The following is a 20,695-nucleotide window of genomic DNA, read 5'->3' on the forward strand; positions in this document are numbered from 1 at the left end:
TCGCCAATCGGACAAGTACGTTACCTGGAAAAAGGACACAATTAATGGGGGCTTCCGGCCAGGAATTCGGGGATGTAGGGCGCGGGGTATTTGCTTTGGTCGATTGCCGGGGGAATCGCGAAAGCCCACCCAGCGCCTGCTGGGTGGGCTTTCGCTTCCGCGCCTCCGTTGCCGAAGGCTACCGAATGTCAGTTACCGGTGATGGAGCCGGTAACGAGTTCAATGACGTTGGTGAAGAACGTGCCGATGGCGTCAACAATCTGGCCAACAATGTCAAGCATGGTGGTTACCTCTCGGTTGAAGTGGTGGTGCGCCGTGGTGCCGGAGTGGCTCCGTTGCGCTCTCGGTAGGTACATCGACCGCCGTCGAATTCCGTTACACCACGAAACAAAACCATTCAGAGAGGCTGCAGACGCCGAGCGGCCCCCGCCCCGGCATCGCCGGGGCGGGGGCCGCGTCGCTACTGCCGAAGTGGCAGACTAGCTGACGTCGTCGCCGGCGCCGCCGCCGGTGATGGAACCGGTGACCAGGTTGATGGCGGAGGTGAAGAACTTGCCGATGGTCTCGACGATCTCGGTGAGGATACCAAGCATGATGGGATACCTTTCGATAGGACGTATACGATGCGCGCCGTGCGGGACCGTACAGTCCGTGGGGCACAGGGAGAACTATAACGCTCCGGTATCGCCCGGGGAATATCTTTGACCGCAAATGTAGGCCCCTACTTGTGGGGTCTGGCGAAGGGATGGGCGGCCCGTCAGACTTGAGTTGCGTGACACTGCTGGAGTGGTCGGCGAAACACCAAAACCCCGCCCAACCGTGAGGTTGGACGGGGAAAAGCTCACAGTCCCCTTGCGGGGGCCGGATGCTTAATTACTAGCCGGCGATGGAGCCGGTGACCAGCTTGATGGCGTCGGTGAAGAAGGTGCCGACGGCGTTGACGATGGTTCCGATGATATCCAGCATGATAGTTACCTTTCGAAGGAACGTGTATGGTCATGCGCCGAAGCGAGCTGATGAGGCTCTGTGGCGCACTATTAACAGTAACGGACACCCATTGCCGGGTGTTACGTCACGAAGAGATAACGATCTTGCGGGGCCTCGATCGGGGGTGAGTGGAACCCCGTCAGGTGCATAAATCTTGTTCACCACGGGGGTGGTTACGTTCGGTGTAGTGAACGTCGTTACCCCATCGTTATCGTCCGGCCCGGTGCCGGGCCGGACGTTGCCGTCAGGACTCCGCGGCCGGATGCGTCTTCGCCCGGGGGACCATGTCGTCGTAGTCCGTCATCAACGGCACGCCCACGATGTTCTCCGGGACCGCGAAGGCGTCCACCAGCGTCTGCGACCACGGCCCCAGTGAGTCCACCAGGTCGTTCAGCGCGGCCCGGGCAGCCTTGGTGCGCGTACCGGTCAACAGGTTCTGCTCCTGGTACCAGCCGCTGTGCTCGTGGATGATGCTCAACACGAACACGTCACGCACCTGCTCCATCACCTCCTTGGCCTGGCCGTCCGCCAGCTGTGCCTCGCCCTCCAGCATCGCCTCCAGAATGATCCGGTCCACGTGCGCCCACGCACACTCCAGGAGGTGGTCCTGGGCCTTGTCCACCAGGTCGGCGGCGTCCTCCGTGCTCATCTTCTGCGCCGGCTTGATCCGCCGGATCAGCGACATCAGCAGACGGTCCTCGCGCTCCGTCAACAACTCCACCTGGTAGGCGGGGTCGAACAGGGACGTCTCCTCCTTGTCCGTGAACGAGTCGACCAGGTTCTGGATCAGCGTGTCCGCCGCCGTCCGGCGCTTCAGCAGGGTGCCGAAGTTGTCCAGGCCGAAACGCACCAGTTCCAGGGGCTTCAGGTCACCGACCTCGCGGGAGAAGCCGGTCAGCAGCTCCTTCGCCGCCAGCTGCATCATCACCACGTTGTCGCCCTCGAACGTGGTGAACACGTCCGCGTCCGCCGTGAACGTGGTCAGCAGGTTCTCCGCCATGTAGCCGGCACCGCCGCACGCCTCACGGCACTCCTGCAGCACCCGCATCGCATGGTCGGTGTTCGCCGCCTTCACGGCAGCGGCATGGGCCTCCAGCTCACGCTGGTCCCACCGCTGCTCCTTGGTCATGTCCGTCCGGTCGATGCCCGCGCCCTCCAGGTCGTGCAGGCGGGCGATCAGCTGGTTCGAGGTCAGCTGCAGACCGTAGGTCCGGGCGATCAGCGGGATCAGACGCAGACGGTGCTTGCGGTGCTCGATGAGCTTCTTCTCCGGCAGCTCGTCGTCCGGGGCGAACTGACGCCGCAGGTTCGCGTACCCGGTGGCGATCGCCAACCCGGAGCGCGCCGCCGCGCCGGACGCCGCACCCACCGTGATGCGTCCACGGATCAGCGTCCCGAGCATCGTGAAGAAACGGGCACCCACCGACTCGATGGGGGAGGAGTACTCGCCGTCCTCGGAGACGTCGGCGAACCGGTTCAGCAGGTTCTCCCGCGGCACGCGCACCTGGTCGAAGGTGAAGGTGCCGTTGTCGACACCCTTCAGACCGCCCTTGTACAGGTGGTCGCCGATGCCCACGCCGGGCTTCGCCTTGCCGTCCTCGTCGCGGACCTCCACGACGATGCAGTGCACGCCGTGGGACTCGCCCAGCTCGCCGTCGGCGTCCGGGGTGTAGAGCTGGCAGAACACCGCGGCCATGCGGGCGTGCTTGGCGGCGTTGCCGATGTACCACTTCTCCGCCGAGGCCGTGGGTGTGTCGATCACGAACTCCCCGGTCTCCCGGTCGTACACTGCGGTGGTCTCCACCGACTGCACGTCCGAGCCGTGCCCACGCTCGGTCATCGCGAACGACCCCAACGTCCGCAGCTCCATGATGTCCTTGATCAGGGGGATGTGGCGTTCCGTGCCGAGGTTCTCCACCGCACCACCCCACAGGCCCCATTGCACGCCGGCCTTCACCATCAGCGACAGGTCGGCGCCACCCACCGACTCGATCGCCGAGAGCGTCGCGCCGATGTCGCCGGTACCGCCGTGGTCGGTGCGGAACGTCCCGCGCGGGGCGCCGGTCGAGAGCATGTCGTGCATCTGCGACAGGGTCCGCTCGCGGGCCTCGTCCAGTCCCAGGGTGTCGTCCGGGTGCAGGTCCTTCTCCACGATCAGGGCGCGGGTCTCGTTCTTCACGTCCGCCCAGCGGCCGTCCAGGACCTCCTGGAGCTCGGCGGCGACGGCCTCACGTACGGCGCGGTCCGCACGGTCACGCAACTTGGCGGGACGTTCGTTGCCACGGCGGGTGAGGCTCGCGGCGATTTCAGTGGTGTCGAGGGCCTTCTCAGTGTGTGCCATACCACTACATATTAGCGGGAACCGGGTCCTCAGTGAGCGGACGCGACCGGTCACCTCCTACGATGAGACACCATGACCGAGAACGAGCACACCACGCGGACCTCACCCGCCTACTCCCGGGCATGGCTCTTCGTCGCCTTCGCCGTCTTCAGCGTGGCGTGGGGTGGCAACGAAGCCACCCCGATGCTCGTGTTCTACCGCCAGGAGGCGGTGTTCAGCGACGTCTTCGTCGACTCACTGCTCGTCTCCTACGCCGTGGGCATCGTCGCCGGGCTGCTGATCTGCGGACCGCTGTCCGACCGTTTCGGACGCAAGGTCGTGATGCTGCCGTCCCCGGCCATCGCCCTGCTCGGCAGCGTCTTCATCGCGCTGGGGGAGACCACCGAGTCGGTGATGTTCATCGGACGCATCCTCGCCGGGCTCGCCGTGGGCATCGCGATGTCCGTCGGTGGCTCGTGGATCAAGGAACTCTCCACCCCCACCTTCGAGCCCGGCGTGGCACCGTCGGCCGGTGCGAAACGCGCCACGATGTCGCTGACCGCCGGCTTCGGCCTCGGCGCCGGCCTGGCGGGCGTCCTGGCGGAGTGGGGCCCGATCCCCGGCCAGCTGCCCTACATCGTGCACTGCCTGATCTCTGTGGTCGCCCTCGCCGGGCTGATGACCGTGCCCGAGACCCGCCAGTCGGCGCACCTGAAGGTGAAGGGCTCGTTCTGGTCCGACATCCTGGTGCCCACCATCCGCCACCCGCGCTTCCTCACCGTGGTCGCACCGATCGCCCCCTGGGTCTTCGGCGCCGCCGGCGTGGCCTACGCGATCACGCCCCGCCTGGTCCAGGACCAGGTCGGCAGCCCGGTGGCGTTCTCCGGGCTGCTCACCGTGATCGCCCTGGCGTCCGGCTTCACGATCCAGCAGTTCGGCCCGCGCATCAACACCAGCTACAACGCACGCGGCCCGATCGTGGCGCTGGTGCTCGTGATCGTCGGTATGGCGGTGGCCGCGGTGGCGTCCCGCGACATCGCCGTGTGGAGCGCGATCGTCGTGGCGATCATCCTGGGCGCGGCCTACGGCCTGTGCCTGATCAGCGGCCTCACCGAGGTACAGCGCATCGCCGGGCCGGACGACCTGGCCGGCCTGACCGCCGCCTACTACACGCTGACCTACATCGGCTTCTTCTTCCCGATGATCCTCACCCGCCTCTCGGCGAACCTGAGCTACCCGGTGATGCTGGGTGCCGGTGTGGTCGTGGCCGTGGTCTTCCTGGTCATCGTCACCGTGTTCTCGCGGAAGAACATTCCCGCGCAGGCCGACTGAGCGTCAGCGCGACGACGTGCACGACCACGCCCGTCAGCGGGGCGAGTCCCAGGGTCAGTACGGCCCGCACCTCCGGTGAGGCGTCCACCGACAGCAGCGCCACAGCCGCGACGGTCGCCACGGCCCACCCCGCGAGGTACAGGGAGTGGCGTTCGGCGGCGTGGGCTGCAGAGCCGGTCACCATCAGCAGCGCCGTCGAGGCCGACGCCACGGTCAACGCCGCCAGCACCACCGGCGAACTGACCAGCTCCTCGTCGAAGAACAGCAGCATCAGCGGACGCGCCAGCCAGTAGGCCGCCACGCCGCCGACCGCGGCCGTCGCCACGATCACCGTCGCCGGCAGGACGCAGGCGCGCAGCACCCGGTCGCGGTGCGCGGTCAGGTGCACGATCAGCGCCGGCTGGAAACGTTGCAGCGGCACGAGCAGCGGCGCACGGGTCAGCGTCACCGCCGTGATCACCGCGGCCAAGGCACCGGGGGAGACGTCCGCCCCCGAGGTGAACGTGATCAGCACGGGGAAGCCGGTGATCAGCACCGCGTTCGCGCCGGACGCCAGCATCGCCTTGCACGTGCGCCGCAGGAACTCCGCGGTGCCCACGTCCCCGACCTCGTGCAGTAGACGCCGGCTCGACGGGGACACGAGCAGCAGCCCCAGCCACGTCGCCGCGCCGATGACCGTGACGAGCAGGAAGGCCAGCAGCTGCCAGCCCGCCGCCCACGCGATCAGCGCCAGCACGATGCGCACCGCACTGTCCACGCTGATCAGCCAGGCGAACGTGGTCCAGCGCATCGCCGCCGACAGCAGGCCGCAGACCGCGGCCTGGAAGGTGTAGGACGCCAACCCGACGGCCATCAGCACCACGCCGGCGCCCGCCAGGCACGACCCGTCGGGCAGGATACGCCCCGCCCACAGCGGGCCGGACGCAGCGACGACCGTGGCGACGACGACGGCGAGGCCCGCCGCGACCGCCACCGGGCGGACGGAGGACGCTGCGGCGGCGTGTGGCGCCTGCCCGGTGCGTCCTGCGGCGGTGGTGCGGGCCGCGACGGAGCGGGTGGTCTCCTGCAGGAGACCGTCGATGAGGCCAGCGAGGGCGAAGAAGAGCCCCCAGAAGACGGCGAAGGCCTCGTAGCCGACCGTGTCGAGCGCGCGGCCGGCGACGACGATGACCGCATAACCGGAAACCGCCACCACGAGGGTGGCGGCGGACAGTGCTCTCACGGCACCTGTGGGACGGCGTCGACTACTCGTCGTCGGCTTCCTCGGCGTTCGCCGTGACCTCGTCCCAGGTGGGGAGGGAGGAGACCGGGGTGGAACCGGCGGCACCGGCACCCGGGTTGTCCTCGAGGTAGGCGGCCTTGGCCGCGTCCCGCTGCGCGACGGCGTTGGCGCCGCCGCCGGGGAACAGGCCCTCGGAGATCGTGGGCCAGGCGTCGAACATGTCGTCCTGCCAGTAGCCCCACTGGTGCGTGCCGGTGTTGCGGAAGTTGTAGACTAGGTTGTTGGACTCCTGGGTGATGCCCGCGGCGTCCGTGGTGGACTTCAGCAGGTGGGTGCAGGCATTCGTGGCCGCCTCGATCACACCGCCCTCGGTCGCCGGGACGATGGAACCGATGACCATGCCGTTGAGGCGGTCGCCGGAGGAGACGTCGTGCTCGCCCATCAGGCCGGTCGAGGTGGAGACGTAGACGTTGTGCTGGTCCTTGAGGTCCGCGGCGTTGACCAGGGCGTCGTTGTCGCGGGCCACCTGGCCGTTGCGGTCACCCCACATCTGCTCGTAGGTGGCGTTGCCGCGGCCCAGGACGATCTCCACGGTGGGGGCGGCCTCGCCGGAGGTCGCCGCGCAGCCGGAGTAGGCGCCGATGGAGTCGTAGAAACCGGAGTACTTCTCGCCGTAGACCAGGGTGGTCGATCCGGTCATCGACATGCCGATGATCGAGCGGTTGGGGTTGTAGGTTCCCAGTGCGGTCTCCATCGGGCCGGGCAGCTCCTGGACCAGGAAGGTCTCCCAGGCCTGCTTGTTGCCGCCCTTGTCGAGAGTCGCGTTCGGCTCCTGCCAGTCGGTGTAGTACGAGAACGCGCCCTCCATGGGGATGACCACGTTGACGTTGCCGATCTGGTTGCCGTAGAAGTCCACGGCGTTGGTCTGGCGCAGCCAGTTCGCTGCACCCTCGCCGCCGTCGGCACCGTTGAGCAGGTAGATCGTGGGAGCGTTGCGGGGATCCTCCTTGGCGCGGATGGTGACGACGGGGATGTCGCGGTTCATCGCCTTGGAGTGCACCATGCGCTCCTCCATGCGGCCGTAGCGCTCGCCGGCCTCCCAGGTGTCGTCCGGGTCGGTCTCGCTGACGCCCGCCTCCGCGTGGTAGACGTAGTCGCGCCAGGCGGCCTTCGACTCATCGACGTAGCCTTCACCCTCGGCGGCCTCGCGGGTGGGGAAGGGGTTGTTGACCGTGGCGGTGTTCCGGTAATCGGATTCCGGACGGGGGTCGCCGCTTCTATCGGAGGCGGAGGCCACGTCCGGCTGGGCGATGCCGGCGAACGCCGGACCCGCGCCGAGCACGCTCATGACGGACAGGGGCAGGGCTGTCGCGACGGCAGCAGCCGTCACGCGTGCGATGGCGCGCTTGTTCATTCGGTCCTCAAGAAGTCAGTGGGGTCAGACCTCGACAGCTTAGCCGGTGGACGTGCACCGTGTAACCCTGAAGCCTGATTTCCCAAACGAAAACGCGCCGGGCGGGGGTACCGTTACCCGTTCCGGTGACCTGATCCCCGTCGGACGTAGCGCAACCGGACCTCCCACCGTTTATGCTGGTGTCCGAAACCGTCCCCGGGCACCGGCCCGGGGCGTCCCCACGTGAAAGAGGAACCACCGTGAATCTCGCCCCCATCGACCAGTTCATCGTCAGCTCCAACGAGGTCCTCGGCGGAAACATCAACAACTTCCTGTCCATGGTCACCGACTTCGTCGTCCGCTTCCTGTAGGTCCGGAGACCTCCCTGACCTGTTGTTTCGTCGGGGAACAGTCCCTTCGGTGCCCCTGGTCTGCACGTCCCGCCCGAAAAGTCGTATCCTTGACCACGTGGCTGAACATTATGACGTAGTAGTAATCGGTGCGGGCCCCGGCGGATATGTCTCCGCCATCCGTGCGGCACAGCTGGGCCTGAAGACCGCAGTGATCGAGAAGCAGTACTGGGGCGGCGTCTGTCTGAACGTCGGCTGCATCCCCTCCAAGGCGCTGATCCGTAACGCGGACATCTCGCACATCCTCACCCACGACGCCAAGACCTTCGGCATCTCCGGTGACAACATCAGCATGGACTACTCCGTGGCGCACCAGCGCTCGCGGAAGGTGTCCGCGGGCATCGTCAAGGGTGTCCACTACCTGATGAAGAAGAACAAGATCACCGAGATCAACGGTCTCGGCTCGTTCACCGACGACCACACCGTGGAGGTCACCGACGGCGACGACGCCGGCAAGACCATCACCTTCGACAACGCCATCATCGCCTCCGGCTCCGTGGTGAAGTCCCTGCCGGGTGTCGAGATCGGCGGCAACATCGTCTCCTACGAGGAGCAGATCCTCGACGAGAACGCCCCGAAGTCCATGGTCGTCATCGGCGCCGGCGCGATCGGCATGGAGTTTGCCTACGTGCTGGCCAACTTCGGCGTCGACATCACCGTCGTGGAGTTCATGGACCGTGTCCTGCCCAACGAGGACAAGGACGTCTCCAAGGAGATCGCCAAGCAGTACAAGAAGCTCGGCGTGAACCTGAAGACCGGTCACAAGACCACCGCCGTGCGCGACCTCGGTGGCGACGCCGGCGTCGAGGTCGACATCGAGACCGCCGACGGCTCCAAGTCCGAGACCATCAAGGCCGACCGGGTCATGGTCTCCATCGGCTTCGCCCCCCGCGTGGAGGGCTTCGGCCTGGAGAACACCGGTGTGAAGCTCACCGAGCGTGGCGCCATCGACATCGACGAGCGCATGCGCACCAACGTCGACGGCATCTACGCCATCGGCGACGTCACCGCCAAGCTGCAGCTCGCCCACGTGGCCGAGGCGCAGGGTGTGGTGGCCGCCGAGACCATCGCGGACGTGGAGACCCAGGAACTGGGCGACTACATGAACATGCCGCGCGCGACGTTCTGCTCCCCGCAGGTCGCGTCCTTCGGTTACACGGAGGAGGCCGCCCGCAAGATGGCCGAGGAGAACGGTCGCGAGATCAAGGTCGCGTCCTTCCCCTACAGCGCCAACGGCAAGGCCATGGGCCTCAACGAGGGTGTCGGCTTCGTGAAGATCGTCGTCGACGCCGAGTACGGTGAGCTCATCGGCGGGCACATGGTCGGCCCGGACGTCTCCGAGCTGCTCCCCGAGCTGACGCTGGCGCAGCGCTTCGACCTCACGGCCGAGGAGATCGGACGCAACGTCCACACCCACCCGACGCTGTCGGAGGCCATCAAGGAGGCCGCCGAGGGCACGATGGGTCACATGATCAACCTGTAGTTCCCCCTCCCGCACCTACCAGGTGCAGGATCCTCACCCTCCCAGGCAGCGTTTCACCGCGAACGCCTACCTGGGAGGGTGTTTTCCATGACGGGGTGGCCACGGGCGTGCGGGTCGGCTGAGTGATGCGGAGTCATCACCCTTCCAGGCAGGGTTTCGGCCCGGAAGCCTGCCTGGGAGGGTGATGAGGCTGCACGGGACCGTCGGTGCACATGCCTGCCACGCGGGCGGTCGCGGACAGGTACGATTCACGCCAATACGTCGGGACGTTCGGAGGCAGGAGAAACAGGCCGATCATGGAGCATGTGCTGGGGCAGGTACGGAGCCAGGCAGGGGGCCGGGCATGGGCAAGGTGATGACCGTCGGTGTGATGGTCGACCGGGGACTGCCGGAGAAACGCGTGCGCAAGGTGCTCGAGAAGCTCGGGGTGGACCCGGACGAGACCCATCTCACCGACGACGACCTCGCCGCGCTCGGACTGCCGCGGGTCGAGGTACGCACCAGCACCCTGCCCATGGGCCTGGACGGTAGCGTCCGGTTGGCCGACAGCTCCACCGGCATCATGGAGAGCCACGGCTGGGACCGGATGGTCTACGTCACCGACCTGCCGCTGACCACGCGGCGTCCGGTCATCAGCCAGACGGTGAACCGGGGCCGTGTCACCATGCTCTGCCTGCCGGCCTTCGGTCTGCTGCGCGCCCAGGAGGGCCTGCGGCAGGAGCTCAGCCGTCTGCTCAAGGGCAAACCCGCCGGCGCCGGCATCCTCGAGGACGTCACCGACACCAGCGACATCGAGGGCGGTGACGCCGAGGCGGACTCCACCCGCGTCATCGACGGGTGGGGGAGGTCCCTGCGACTGCTGCTGGGGATGGTCGCGGGCAACCGTCCGGCGGTGCTCTACCGCGTGCTCACCGGCTGCCTGGCCATCGGTGTCGCCACCGGCGCCTACGGCATCTTCTACGGGTCGATGTGGCAGATGTCCCACACGATCTCGTTGCTGCGCATGTTCGTCATCAGCATCTTCGCGGTGGGCGCGCTGACGTTCTGGCTGGTCTACCACAACGGCCTCTGGAACCGGTGGCCCGACCGTGAGGCGGACAGCGTGGCCGCGTGGCGTGCACGCATGGACAACCGTGCCACGTTGTGCACGGTGCTCATCGCCGCGGCGATGATCTACACCACCGTGTTCATCGCACTGCTCGTGCTCTCGGTGGTCATCGTGGACACGAACTACTTCCGCGCCCAGGTGAGCGACGAACCCTTCCCGTGGGGCTACGCGAAGCTGGCCTGGCTGACGGCGTCGCTGGGCACGATGGCCGGGGCGATCGGTTCCAGCTTCGACGACGACGAGGCCATCCGCGAGGCCACCTACAACCGGCGTGAGCACATCCGACGTCAGATCACCGGCCTCTACGAGGACAAGCCCCCGACACGCTTCCGCAGGAAGAACAGGTAGCGGGGCATGGCCGGTGACCTTCCTCTGGGTCAGGTTCTCGCGAAGCGACGCCTGTAGCTGCTCGGCGTCGTCCCCGTCTCTGCCCGCAGACGTGCACGGAGGGTGGCTCCGGTGCCGAACCCGACGCGTTGGGCGATCGTGTCGACCGTGAGGTCGGTGGATTCCAGCAGTTCCTGGCACCGACGGACCCGTTCCCGTGCGAGCCACCGGGCAGGAGAGGCCCCGGTTTCTTCTGTGAAACGGCGGGCGAACGTCCGGGAACTCATCTGGGCATGCCCGGCGAGCTGCTGCACAGTCAACGGTTCGCTGAGGCGACCCCGCGCCCATTCCTGAGTTGCGGTCGTTCCGGTATTCCCTTGTGTGGGAACCGGCCACTTGATGAACTGAGATTGGTCCCCGTCGCGGTGGGGTGGGGTGACGCAGTGACGCGCGACATCGTTGGCAGTCTTCCATCCGGCATCGCTGCGGATGACGTGAAGGCAGAGATCAAGGCCTGCGGACAGTCCCGCCGAGGTCATGACCATTCCCTCGTCGAGAAAGAGTGCAGACTCCTCGAGGCGGACCTGTGGGTAGAGGCGACGGAACTGAGCCACCGTCTGCCAGTGTGTTGTTGCCCGTCGTCCATCCAGGAGGCTGGCGGCGGCCAGCCCGAAGGCACCGGTGCACAGCGAGATCACGCGCGCGTCGCCCGGAATGAGGTCGAATGCGGCACTGGCAGCGGCATCAAGTCGTCCATCCTTGCGTACGCTGCTGCGCATCGTGCCGGGAACAACGACGGTGTCCGCGGTCTTCAGCGCGTCGGTCTCGGATCCTGGGGTCAGAGCGAATCCATCTGCGCATGTGGCGGGGCCGGGGTCCGCGGAGCACACGGAAACCCGATAGAGCTTCTCACCGGCCTCGTTCCGGGCGTTGCCGAAGACGAGCGGGGGAATGGTTGCGTCGAAACCGATGACAGGAGGCAGAAGTAGGACTACGACATGGTGGCGCGGTGGCATGGCCAAAACCTTACACATATTGGCTTTCCTGCCAATAGGCAGAAGGGTTTCACATCGAAAGAATGGGCTCATGGCTCAACGACACTCCTTCTGGTTCCCGCTGACCGTCGTGGTCGCATTCGTGGCGCTGCTCGCGGCCGCGGGTTTTCGCTCGGCACCCGGCGTACTCATGGATCCGCTCCACAGCGAATTCGGCTGGTCCCACGGCACCATCAGTGGTGCGGTGTCACTCAATCTCCTGCTCTTCGGACTCTTCTCGCCCTTCGCCACGTCCCTGATGGAACGGTTCGGTGTTCACCGTGTTGCTGCTGTCGCTCTGGCTGTGGTCGGAATCGGAAGCGCGCTGTCGGTGTTCGTCAGCGAACCCTGGCAGCTGTGGGTCCTGTGGGGTCTTCTCATCGGTGCAGGCACTGGTGCGGTGTCCATGCCCTTCGCCGCGTTGGTATCCGGACGGTGGTTCACGCAGCGTCGTGGCCTGGTCTCAGGTGTTCTCACCGCGGCAAGCTCGACCGGGCAACTCGTCTTCCTGCCTCTGCTGGCGCACCTGGCGAATAGGCACAGTTGGCAGGCCGCCTCCCTGGTAATCGCTGCTGCAGCAGTGTTGGCGGCGCCGGTCGTGTTCCTGCTGCTCAAGGACCGACCGCAGGACGTGGGGCTTGTCAGCTATGGCCAGAACCCCGATTCTTCCCGAGACACCGTCGCTGCGGCCCGTCCCGCATTGACGGCGCTGGGGAGTCTGCGGCTCGCGGGCAAGAGTAGGGAGTTCTGGCTGCTCGCCGGGACGTTCGCGGTCTGCGGGGCGACCACGGTAGGCCTGGTCGGCACTCATTTCGTCCCGTCCGCCCACGACCACGGCATGCCTGCCACGACTGCGGCCAGCCTGCTTGCCCTGGTCGGGATATTCGACATCATCGGCACGCTGGCCTCCGGGTGGTTGACCGACAGGATTGATCCTCGGATACTTCTCGTCGCCTACTACGGGCTGCGGGGAGTATCGTTGTTGTTGCTGCCGATGATGATGGGGCCGGTCGTGGAACCGCCGCTATGGGCATTCATCGTGTTCTACGGCCTCGACTGGGTGGCGACCGTGCCACCGACGATGGCTCTGTGTCGGGAGCATTTCGGCGACTCTGGCCCTGTGGTGTTTGGGTGGGTCTTCGCCAGTCACCAGGTCGGTGCAGGAGTCGCGGCAGCAGGTGCCGGGATGATTCGGGATACTACCGGGAGCTACGACGGCGCATGGTTCAGCGCCGCGGCGCTCTGCGGCGTTGGGGCGCTTCTGTGTCTGTGTATTCGACGCAGCAGGGTGGGGCGTGAGGTCGTGGGAGCGCAGAGCTGAAGCCTCCCCGCACACAACGACACCGGCCGGTCAGCATCTCTGCTGACCGGCCGGTGTCGTGTGGCCTACCGTTCCCGTCCGTCAGGACGGGGAACCAGTTACTAGAACTGGGTCTCCTCGGTGGAGCCCTTCAGGGCGGTGGTGGAGGAGTTGGGGTCCACGGTGGTGGCGACGCGGTCGAAGTAACCGGCGCCGACCTCGCGCTGGTGCTTGACGGCGGTGAAGCCACGCTCGTCGGCTGCCTTGAACTCGCGGTTCTGCAGGTCGACGAAGGCGCTCATCTGGTTGCGGGCGTAGCCGTGGGCCAGATCGAACATGGAGTAGTTCAGGGCGTGGAAGCCGGCCAGGGTGATGAACTGGAACTTGAAGCCCATCGCGCCCAGCTCGTTCTGGAACTTGGCGATCTCGTCGTCGTCCAGGTGGGCGGACCACTTGAAGGAGGGGGAGCAGTTGTAGCTCAGCAGCTGGTCCGGGTGCTCTTCGCGGACGCCCTCGGCGAACTTCTTGGCGAGCTCGAGGTCCGGGGTACCGGTCTCCATCCAGATCATGTCCGCGTAGGGAGCGTAGGACTTCGCACGGGCGATGCAGGGCTCGATGCCGTTCTGCACGTAGTAGTAGCCCTCGGCGGAGCGCTCACCGGTGAGGAACTTGGCGTCGCGCTCGTCGACGTCGGAGGTCAGCAGCGTGGCGGCCTCGGCGTCGGTACGGGCGATGACGACGGTCGGGGTGTCCGCGACGTCGGCAGCCAGGCGGGCCGAGTTCAGGGTGCGGACGTGCTGCTGGGTGGGGATCAGCACCTTGCCACCCAGGTGGCCGCACTTCTTCTCGGAGGCCAGCTGGTCCTCCCAGTGGGTACCGGCGGCGCCGGCCTTGATCATGGCCTTCTGCAGCTCGTAGACGTTGAGGGCGCCACCGAAGCCGGCCTCACCGTCGGCGACGATCGGGACGAGCCAGTTGTCGACGGAGTCGTCACCCTCGACACGGGAGATCTCGTCGGAACGCAGCAGGGCGTTGTTGATGCGCGAGACCACGGCCGGAACGGAGTTGGCCGGGTACAGCGACTGGTCCGGGTAGGTGTGGCCGGAGAGGTTCGCGTCACCGGCGACCTGCCAACCGGAGAGGTAGACGGCCTTCAGGCCGGCGCGGACCTGCTGGACGGCCTGGTTACCGGTGAGGGCACCGAGGGCGTTGATGTAGGAGTCGCCACCCTGGTTGACGCCCTCCCACAGGATCTCGGCACCGCGGCGGGCGAGGGTGTGCTCCTCGACGACGGTGCCCTGGAGCTCGGCGACCTGCTCGGCGGTGTAATCGCGGGTGATCCCCTTCCAGCGGGGGTTCTCGTCCCAGTCCTTCTGGATTTCGGCGGCGGTACGTGCCTGTCCGACGTTCGACATGTAAGTAGTCACTCCCTTTAAGTGGTGAGAGATTGGCGGTAACGGCGCTGCACCCGGCTGGCGATCTCCCGGGTCGGCTGCATTTGAGGATACCGATGGAAAAGGGCACGTCAAAGGGTTTGGGTGTTCCAGGTAACACCGGGGGTAGCGCGAAAACCACTTCACCCCTGTTCTCTATATGCGGGACAAAACTTCTCACGATGTGGGCGGCATGGTCCACTTGCAGGGGTTACGTGCGACCTTCGTCACGTAAGGGGTACCTACGTAGCGGTCATCGCTACCGCCGACCCTCTCCGGATATTCCCACCTGTGGGGGTGACGGTCCCGCCGGTACCCGTGGTTGCTCGTCGCCGGTGACGTGGCTCACCTAGTGTGGTTCCTACAGCGACGGGCGTCCCACCGGCGTCCGTCATGCGAGTCCCATCTTTACGAAGGAGCAGTCAATGACGTCACAGTCCCAGCAGACGGAACGGGTCACGGCCGGAGGCCTCCAGGTTTCCGCGACCCTCTACAACTTCGTGACCGACACGGTTCTGCCCCGCATCGGCGTCGACGCGGAGACGTTCTGGGCCGGTTTCGGCGACATCGTCGCCAAGCACACGCCGCGCAACCGCGAGCTGCTCGCCGTGCGTGACGAGCTGCAGACCAAGCTCGACCAGTGGTACACCGAGCACCCCGGGGAGCAGGACGCCGAGCAGTACACGGACTTCCTCAAGGAGATCGGTTACCTCGTCGACGAGCCCGGCGACTTCGAGATCACCACGCAGAACGTGGACACGGAGATCTCCGAGACCGCCGGCCCGCAGCTGGTCGTGCCGATCCTGAACGCCCGCTTCGCCCTCAACGCGGCGAACGCACGCTGGGGTTCGCTCTACGACGCGCTCTACGGCACCGACGTCATCTCCGAGGAGAACGGCGCGGAGAAGGGCAAGGGCTACAACAAGGTCCGCGGCGACAAGGTCATCGCCTGGGGACGCGACTTCCTCGACCAGGCCGTCCCCCTGGAGTCCGGCTCCCACGCCGACGTCGAGAAGTACGACGTGGCGTCCGGCCGTTTCGTCGCCGTCATCGACGGCAAGGACGTCCACCTGCGCGAGCCCGAGGTCTACGCGGGCTTCTCCGGTGAGAAGGACGCGCCGACCGGCGTCCTGCTGCGCCACAACGGCCTCTACTTCGAGATCCAGATCGACCCGTCCCACCCGGTGGGGTCGGACGATAAGGCCGGGGTCAAGGACATCCTCATGGAGTCCGCCGTCTCCACGATCATGGACTTCGAGGACTCCGTCGCCGCCGTCGACGCCACCGACAAGACCCTCGGCTACACCAACTGGTTCGGCCTGAACACCGGTGAGCTCAGCGTGGAGGTCGCCAAGGGCGACAAGACCTTCACCCGTACCCTCAACGACGACCGCACCTACACCGGCCGCGACGGCGAGGAGCTGCGCCTGCACGGCCGCTCCCTGCTCTTCGTCCGCAACGTCGGCCACCTGATGCAGAACCCCGCCATCCTCGACGCCGACGGCGAGGAGATCTTCGAGGGCATCATGGACGCGGTCATCACCTCCGCCTGCGCCGTGCCCGGCACCGACCTGGACAACCAGCGCCGCAACTCCCGCAAGGGCTCGATCTACATCGTGAAGCCGAAGCAGCACGGCCCGGAGGAGGTCGCCTTCACCGGTGAGCTCTTCTCCGACGTCGAGGATCTGCTCGGCCTGCCGCGCAACACCCTGAAGGTCGGCGTGATGGACGAGGAGCGCCGCACCACCGCCAACCTTGACGCCTGCATCGCGGCGTCCTCCGAGCGACTGGCCTTCATCAACACCGGCTTCCTCGACCGCACCGGCGACGAGATCCACACCTCCATGCTCGCCGGCCCCGTGGTCCGCAAGCCGGAGCTGCAGACCGCCGCATGGAAGATCGCCTACGAGGACAACAACGTCGACGCCGGCCTGGCCCACGGCCTGCCCGGCAAGGCACAGATCGGCAAGGGCATGTGGGCCAAGACCGAGCTGATGGCCGACATGATCAAGGAGAAGATCGGCCAGCCGAAGGAGGGCGCCACCACCGCGTGGGTCCCGTCCCCGACCGGCGCCAGCCTGCACGCCACCCACTACCACCTGGTCGACGTCTTCGCCGTCCAGGAGAAGCTGCTCACCGACGGCCGCCGCGACACCCTCGGCGACATCCTCACCCTGCCGGTCCACCCCGCGGCCGACTGGACCGAGGACCAGATCAAGCAGGAGGTCGACAACGACTGCCAGTCGCTGCTGGGCTACGTGGTCCGCTGGGTCGAGCAGGGTGTGGGCTGCTCCAAGGTCCCCGACATCCACGACGTCGACCTGATGGAGGACCGCGCCACGCTGCGCATCAACTCCCAGATCCTGGCGAACTGGCTCAAGCACGGTGTCGTCAGCGAGCAGGAGGTCACCGACGCCCTGCAGCGCATGGCGAAGATCGTCGACGGCCAGAACGCCGGCGACCCGGAGTACAACAACATGGCCGAGGACTTCGAGGCCTCCGTGGCTTTCCAGGCCGCCAAGGACCTGGTGTTCAAGGGCACCGAGTCCCCGGCCGGCTACACCGAGCCGATCCTGCACGCGCGTCGTCGCGAGTACAAGGAGAAGAACGGCATCGCCTGACAGGCCTGAAACTCCTGACAGGCGCGACAGCCTGACCTGATCACCCCAGGGTGGTTCCCCTTCACGAAAGGGGGAGCCACCCTGGGGTGTTCCCGTCCTCTGCGCAGGTCGTGGGTGGTGCACACCGTTGTCCGGCGGCGGGCCCGCGGGGGCACTAGGATAGGCCACCCGAGTACACGCTGTGCACCAGCCGAGCACCACAACCAACCCACCGAGGAGTCTGCCCAGGATGCCTGACCTGAGAACCTACGACGCGGTCCTCTTCGACCTCGACGGCGTCATCACACCCACCGCGGAGATCCACCGCGCGGCGTGGAGGACGATGTTCACCGAGTACCTCGACGCCCGGGACGCCGAGCCGTACACGGAGAAGGACTACTACGGGTACCTGGACGGACGCTCCCGCGTGGAGGGGGTGCAGAGCCTGCTGGCCTCCCGCGACATCGAACTTCCCCTCGGCGACGACGCCACCGCCACCGCCTCGGACGAGAGCGTCACCGGCCTCGGCCTGCGCAAGAACGAGGACTTCCTGCGCGCCCTCGACCGCGGCATCGACGCCTACCCCGGGTCCGTCTCACTGCTGGACGCCCTGGCGGCGCCGGAGGCCCCGCAGATCGCCATCGTCAGCTCGTCGAAGAACGCCCGCCAGGTCCTCACCGCCGCCGGGCTGATCGACCGCTTCGGGCTCATCGTCGACGGCAACGTCGCCGCGGAGGAGGGCCTGGCCGGCAAGCCCGCACCCGACACCTACGCCTTCGCCGCGTCCTCCCTGGGCGTGGACCCGTCGCGCGCCGTCGTCGTGGAGGACGCCACGTCCGGCGTAGCCTCGGGACGCGCCGGGGACTTCGGCCTCGTCGTGGGCGTCGACCGTGGTGCCGGACGCGCCGCGCTGCTCGACGCCGGCGCGGACACCGTCGTGTCCGACCTCGCCGAACTCGTCCCGCGTTAATCCTGCGCTGACCCCACGCTGACCCCACGCTGAACACCTGACCACCTGACATGCAAGGAAACCGGAGACAAGCAACGATGAGCGGAAACGACGCGACCGACGGCAGCGGAACCAACGGGGGCACGGACACGGCCCTCGAGCGGTTCTTCGACCAACGCCGACGGGTGGCATCCGTCGTCAACCGTCCGATCGACACCGCGGACAGCGCCAGCGCGGCCAGCGCAGTCGGTGAGATCGACGGTGAGGGCCTGTTCCCGTCGGGCTACCGCGCCGACCAGCACCACCACGACACCGACCCCACCACCGGGCTCGACCGCGAGAACAACCCCGTCGACGAGTGGGGCTGGTACGAGAAGCGTCCCGAGCGTACGTCCCTGGGGCTCACGGAGAGCCACTTCGCGCTGAGCAACGGCTACCTCGGCGTGCGCGGCACCCCGCCGGAGGGCCGGGACTCCGACGAACACGGCACGTTCATCAACGGTGTGCACGAGACCTGGCCGATCTCCCATGCGGAGGACGCGTACGGACTGGCCCGCGAGGGCCAGGCGATCGTGCAGGTGCCGGACGCCAAGACGGTGCGCATCTACGTCGACGACGAGCCGTTGCGCCTGTCGCAGAACGAGATCGAGGACTACTCGCGCGGCCTGGACTTCCGCGACGGCGTGCTGCGCCGCAGCTTCGTGTGGCGCACGCCGTCCGGCAAGCGGGTGCGGGTCACCAACGAGCGCATGGTGAGCTTCACCGAGCGTCACCTCATGGTGACCAGCACCGAGATCGAGCTGCTGGACGCCCCGGCGGCCGTCGTGGTGTCGTCGCAGATCCTCAACCGGCAGGACGGGGAGGACGAGTACTCCACCGTCATCGACCACACCGGCACCACCGCCGACGGGCCGGTCGGTACCGGTGGCGGGGCAGTCGGCGACGGCGCGGACCCGCGCAAGGCAGAGCAGTTCAAGGAGCGGGTCTTCATCCCGACCTACCAGGCGCAGCCGGAGGACGAGCGGGTCACGTTGGGATACCGCATCAACCACTCCGGCATGACCGTGGCGGTCAGCATGGACCACAAGATGCAGCTCAGCGGTACCGACGACGCCGGCGACCACCCGGTCGACGGGGTGGAGGTGCAGACCGAACTGCGCGAGGACGTCGCCCGGGTCGTCTACCACATGGCCGGACGCAAGGGCATGAAGCTGCGGCTGGAGAAGTTCATCTCGTACCACTCCTCGCGCCACGTCGCCGCCGATGAACTGGCGTTCCGTTGTGCGCGCACGATCAACCGGGCCAAGGCGGTGGGGCTGGAGCGTTTGCAGGAGGACCAGAAGAACTGGCTCGCCGACTTCTGGGAGCGGTCGGACGTGCGCATCCCCGGTCAGCCGGAGCTCCAGCAGGCGGTGCGTTGGAACATCTACCAGCTCATCCAGGCCTCGGCGCGGGCGGAGACCCAGGGTGTGCCGGCCAAGGGGCTGACCGGTTCGGGCTACGGCGGGCACTACTTCTGGGACACGGAGATCTACGTGATGCCGTTCCTGACGTACACCAACCCGCAGTTCGCGCGGAACGCGATGCGCTTCCGCTACAAGATGCTCCCCGCCGCGCGTGCGCGTGCCCTGGAGCTCTCGCACGACGGCGTCCTGTTCCCGTGGCGCACGATCAACGGCCACGAGTCCAGCGCCTACTACGCCGCCGGCACCGCGCAGTACCACATCGACGCCGACGTGAGCTACGCGCTGATGAAGTACATCTACGCCAGCGGCGACACCGACTTCCTGCTGGACGAGGGCATCCACATCCTGGTCGGCACGGCCCGGTTCTTCATGTCGCTGGGGTTCTTCAACAACTCCGGTACCCGCTTCGAGATCCACTCGGTGACCGGCCCCGACGAGTACACCACCGTGGTGAACAACAACCTGTATACGAACGTCATGGCGCAGTACAACCTGCGTGTGGCCGCCGAGGTGGTGCGCCAGATGCGCTCCGACCGGCCCGGTGCCTACCGTGACATGCTGCGGCGCACCGGACTCAGCGAGGACGAGCTGGACCTGTGGGACCAGGCGGCCAACGCCATGTACATCCCCTTCAACGAGACCACCGGGGTGAACCCGCAGGACGACCAGTTCATGCAGCGCCAGCTGTGGAGCCTGGACGATCCGGAGGTCGGGCCGAAGCGTCCGCTGCTGCTGCACTACCACCCGCTGACGATCTACCGGTACCAGATCCTCAAGCAGGCGGACGTGGTGCTGGCCCTGTTCCTGCAGGGCTCCCAGTTCGATGCGGAGACCAAGCTGCGCGACTACGACTACTACGACCGGCTGACCACGGGCGACTCCTCGTTGTCGGCGGTGGTGCAGTCGATCATGGCCGCCGAGCTGGGCCTGCACGACAAGGCGATGGACTTCTTCCACCGCGGCCTGTTCATCGACCTCAACAACCTGCACGGCAACACCCCCGACGGCGTGCACATCGCCTCGTGCGGCGGTGTGTGGAGCTGCCTGGTCTACGGCTTCGGCGGTTTCCGCGACAACTACGGGCAGTACAGCATCGACCCGCGTGTGCCCGAGGAGTGGGGCGCCCTGGAGTACCGCATCACCCTGCGTGGGCGGATCATCCAGGTGACGGTCGCCGACGGGGAGGTCACCCTGCACACCACCGACGAGGATCCCGAGGTCGTGGGCCCGATCACGGTGTGCGGCCAGGAGACCATGGTCGGCCCCGAGCCGGTCACGGTCACCGGGGAGACGCTGCTGCGCGCGTGAGCCGCGCGTGAGTTGCGCGTAGT

At 66.9% G+C, this 20,695-nt stretch carries 12 protein-coding genes; 7 read left to right on the plus strand and 5 right to left on the minus strand.

The features are described from left to right. Nucleotides 1-1,231 precede the first annotated feature (1,231 nt). Nucleotides 1,232-3,328 (minus strand): acyl-CoA dehydrogenase family protein, encoded by a 2,097-nt coding sequence (locus tag ACT3UN_RS02525; RefSeq protein ID WP_444656182.1) that lies wholly within the window; start codon nucleotides 3,326-3,328, stop codon nucleotides 1,232-1,234. Between the two features lie 72 nt (nucleotides 3,329-3,400). Here ACT3UN_RS02525 and ACT3UN_RS02530 point away from each other — a divergent pair, with 72 nt between their 5' ends. Beyond that, nucleotides 3,401-4,639 (plus strand): MFS transporter, encoded by a 1,239-nt coding sequence (locus ACT3UN_RS02530; protein WP_441588141.1) that lies wholly within the window; start codon nucleotides 3,401-3,403, stop codon nucleotides 4,637-4,639. Here ACT3UN_RS02530 and ACT3UN_RS02535 read toward each other — a convergent pair. Both ACT3UN_RS02535 and ACT3UN_RS02540 read right to left on the minus strand, forming a co-directional pair. Then, nucleotides 4,596-5,861 (minus strand): hypothetical protein, encoded by a 1,266-nt coding sequence (locus ACT3UN_RS02535; protein WP_444656184.1) that lies wholly within the window; start codon nucleotides 5,859-5,861, stop codon nucleotides 4,596-4,598. The genes ACT3UN_RS02530 and ACT3UN_RS02535 overlap by 44 nt on opposite strands. A 22-nt stretch (nucleotides 5,862-5,883) precedes the next feature. Then, nucleotides 5,884-7,275 (minus strand): alpha/beta hydrolase, encoded by a 1,392-nt coding sequence (locus tag ACT3UN_RS02540; RefSeq protein WP_444656186.1) that lies wholly within the window; start codon nucleotides 7,273-7,275, stop codon nucleotides 5,884-5,886. A 447-nt stretch (nucleotides 7,276-7,722) separates the two neighbouring features. Here ACT3UN_RS02540 and lpdA point away from each other — a divergent pair, with 447 nt between their 5' ends. Both lpdA and ACT3UN_RS02550 read left to right on the plus strand, forming a co-directional pair. Continuing rightward, entirely contained in the window at nucleotides 7,723-9,147 is a 1,425-nt protein-coding gene (lpdA, locus tag ACT3UN_RS02545) for a dihydrolipoyl dehydrogenase (protein ID WP_444614796.1), read from the plus strand. Nucleotides 9,148-9,490: 343 nt separating this feature from the next. Then, nucleotides 9,491-10,603 (plus strand): hypothetical protein, encoded by a 1,113-nt coding sequence (locus ACT3UN_RS02550; RefSeq protein WP_441579643.1) that lies wholly within the window; start codon nucleotides 9,491-9,493, stop codon nucleotides 10,601-10,603. Nucleotides 10,604-10,632: 29 nt separating this feature from the next. Here the strand turns inward: ACT3UN_RS02550 and ACT3UN_RS02555 are convergent, their stop codons facing one another. Next, complete coding sequence (locus tag ACT3UN_RS02555) at nucleotides 10,633-11,598, minus strand: GlxA family transcriptional regulator (protein WP_444656188.1); 966 nt, start codon at nucleotides 11,596-11,598, stop codon at nucleotides 10,633-10,635. On the opposite strand from ACT3UN_RS02555, the gene ACT3UN_RS02560 reads away from it, so the two are divergent. Next, entirely contained in the window at nucleotides 11,597-12,937 is a 1,341-nt protein-coding gene (locus tag ACT3UN_RS02560) for an MFS transporter (protein WP_444656190.1), read from the plus strand. The two genes, ACT3UN_RS02555 and ACT3UN_RS02560, sit on opposite strands and share 2 nt — an antisense overlap. A 101-nt stretch (nucleotides 12,938-13,038) precedes the next feature. Here the strand turns inward: ACT3UN_RS02560 and aceA are convergent, their stop codons facing one another. Further along, nucleotides 13,039-14,331 carry an isocitrate lyase gene (gene aceA / locus ACT3UN_RS02565; protein WP_301443179.1) on the minus strand — a complete coding sequence of 431 codons (1,293 nt, stop codon included), beginning with the start codon at nucleotides 14,329-14,331 and terminating at the stop codon, nucleotides 13,039-13,041. 443 nt (nucleotides 14,332-14,774) lie between these two features. On the opposite strand from aceA, the gene ACT3UN_RS02570 reads away from it, so the two are divergent. The 3 genes from ACT3UN_RS02570 to ACT3UN_RS02580 all read left to right on the plus strand — a co-directional run bounded on the left by ACT3UN_RS02570 (nucleotide 14,775) and on the right by ACT3UN_RS02580 (nucleotide 20,672). Beyond that, nucleotides 14,775-16,970, plus strand: a complete 2,196-nt coding sequence (locus ACT3UN_RS02570) for a malate synthase G (protein WP_444656192.1) — start codon at nucleotides 14,775-14,777, stop codon at nucleotides 16,968-16,970. 229 nt (nucleotides 16,971-17,199) lie between these two features. Next, nucleotides 17,200-17,919 carry an HAD family hydrolase gene (locus ACT3UN_RS02575; RefSeq protein WP_444656194.1) on the plus strand — a complete coding sequence of 240 codons (720 nt, stop codon included), beginning with the start codon at nucleotides 17,200-17,202 and terminating at the stop codon, nucleotides 17,917-17,919. A gap of 77 nt (nucleotides 17,920-17,996) precedes the next feature. Further along, nucleotides 17,997-20,672 (plus strand): glycoside hydrolase family 65 protein, encoded by a 2,676-nt coding sequence (locus tag ACT3UN_RS02580; RefSeq protein WP_444656196.1) that lies wholly within the window; start codon nucleotides 17,997-17,999, stop codon nucleotides 20,670-20,672. The last annotated feature ends 23 nt before the right edge of the window (nucleotides 20,673-20,695 follow it).

Origin of the sequence: Corynebacterium sp. AOP12-C2-36 (assembly GCF_052379185.1) — a bacterium.
Taxonomy (GTDB): Bacteria; Actinomycetota; Actinomycetes; order Mycobacteriales; family Mycobacteriaceae; genus Corynebacterium.

Bases quoted from the DNA above. Each gene is read 5' to 3' on its own strand.
- aceA (WP_301443179.1), bottom strand. From the start codon at position 14,331: ATGTCGAACGTCGGACAGGCACGTACCGCCGCCGAAATCCAGAAGGAC.
- ACT3UN_RS02555 (WP_444656188.1), bottom strand. From the start codon at position 11,598: ATGCCACCGCGCCACCATGTCGTAGTCCTACTTCTGCCTCCTGTCATC.
- ACT3UN_RS02575 (WP_444656194.1), top strand. From the start codon at position 17,200: ATGCCTGACCTGAGAACCTACGACGCGGTCCTCTTCGACCTCGACGGC.
- ACT3UN_RS02530 (WP_441588141.1), top strand. From the start codon at position 3,401: ATGACCGAGAACGAGCACACCACGCGGACCTCACCCGCCTACTCCCGG.
- ACT3UN_RS02560 (WP_444656190.1), top strand. From the start codon at position 11,597: ATGGCCAAAACCTTACACATATTGGCTTTCCTGCCAATAGGCAGAAGG.
- ACT3UN_RS02550 (WP_441579643.1), top strand. From the start codon at position 9,491: ATGGGCAAGGTGATGACCGTCGGTGTGATGGTCGACCGGGGACTGCCG.
- ACT3UN_RS02525 (WP_444656182.1), bottom strand. From the start codon at position 3,328: ATGGCACACACTGAGAAGGCCCTCGACACCACTGAAATCGCCGCGAGC.
- ACT3UN_RS02580 (WP_444656196.1), top strand. From the start codon at position 17,997: ATGAGCGGAAACGACGCGACCGACGGCAGCGGAACCAACGGGGGCACG.
- ACT3UN_RS02570 (WP_444656192.1), top strand. From the start codon at position 14,775: ATGACGTCACAGTCCCAGCAGACGGAACGGGTCACGGCCGGAGGCCTC.
- ACT3UN_RS02540 (WP_444656186.1), bottom strand. From the start codon at position 7,275: ATGAACAAGCGCGCCATCGCACGCGTGACGGCTGCTGCCGTCGCGACA.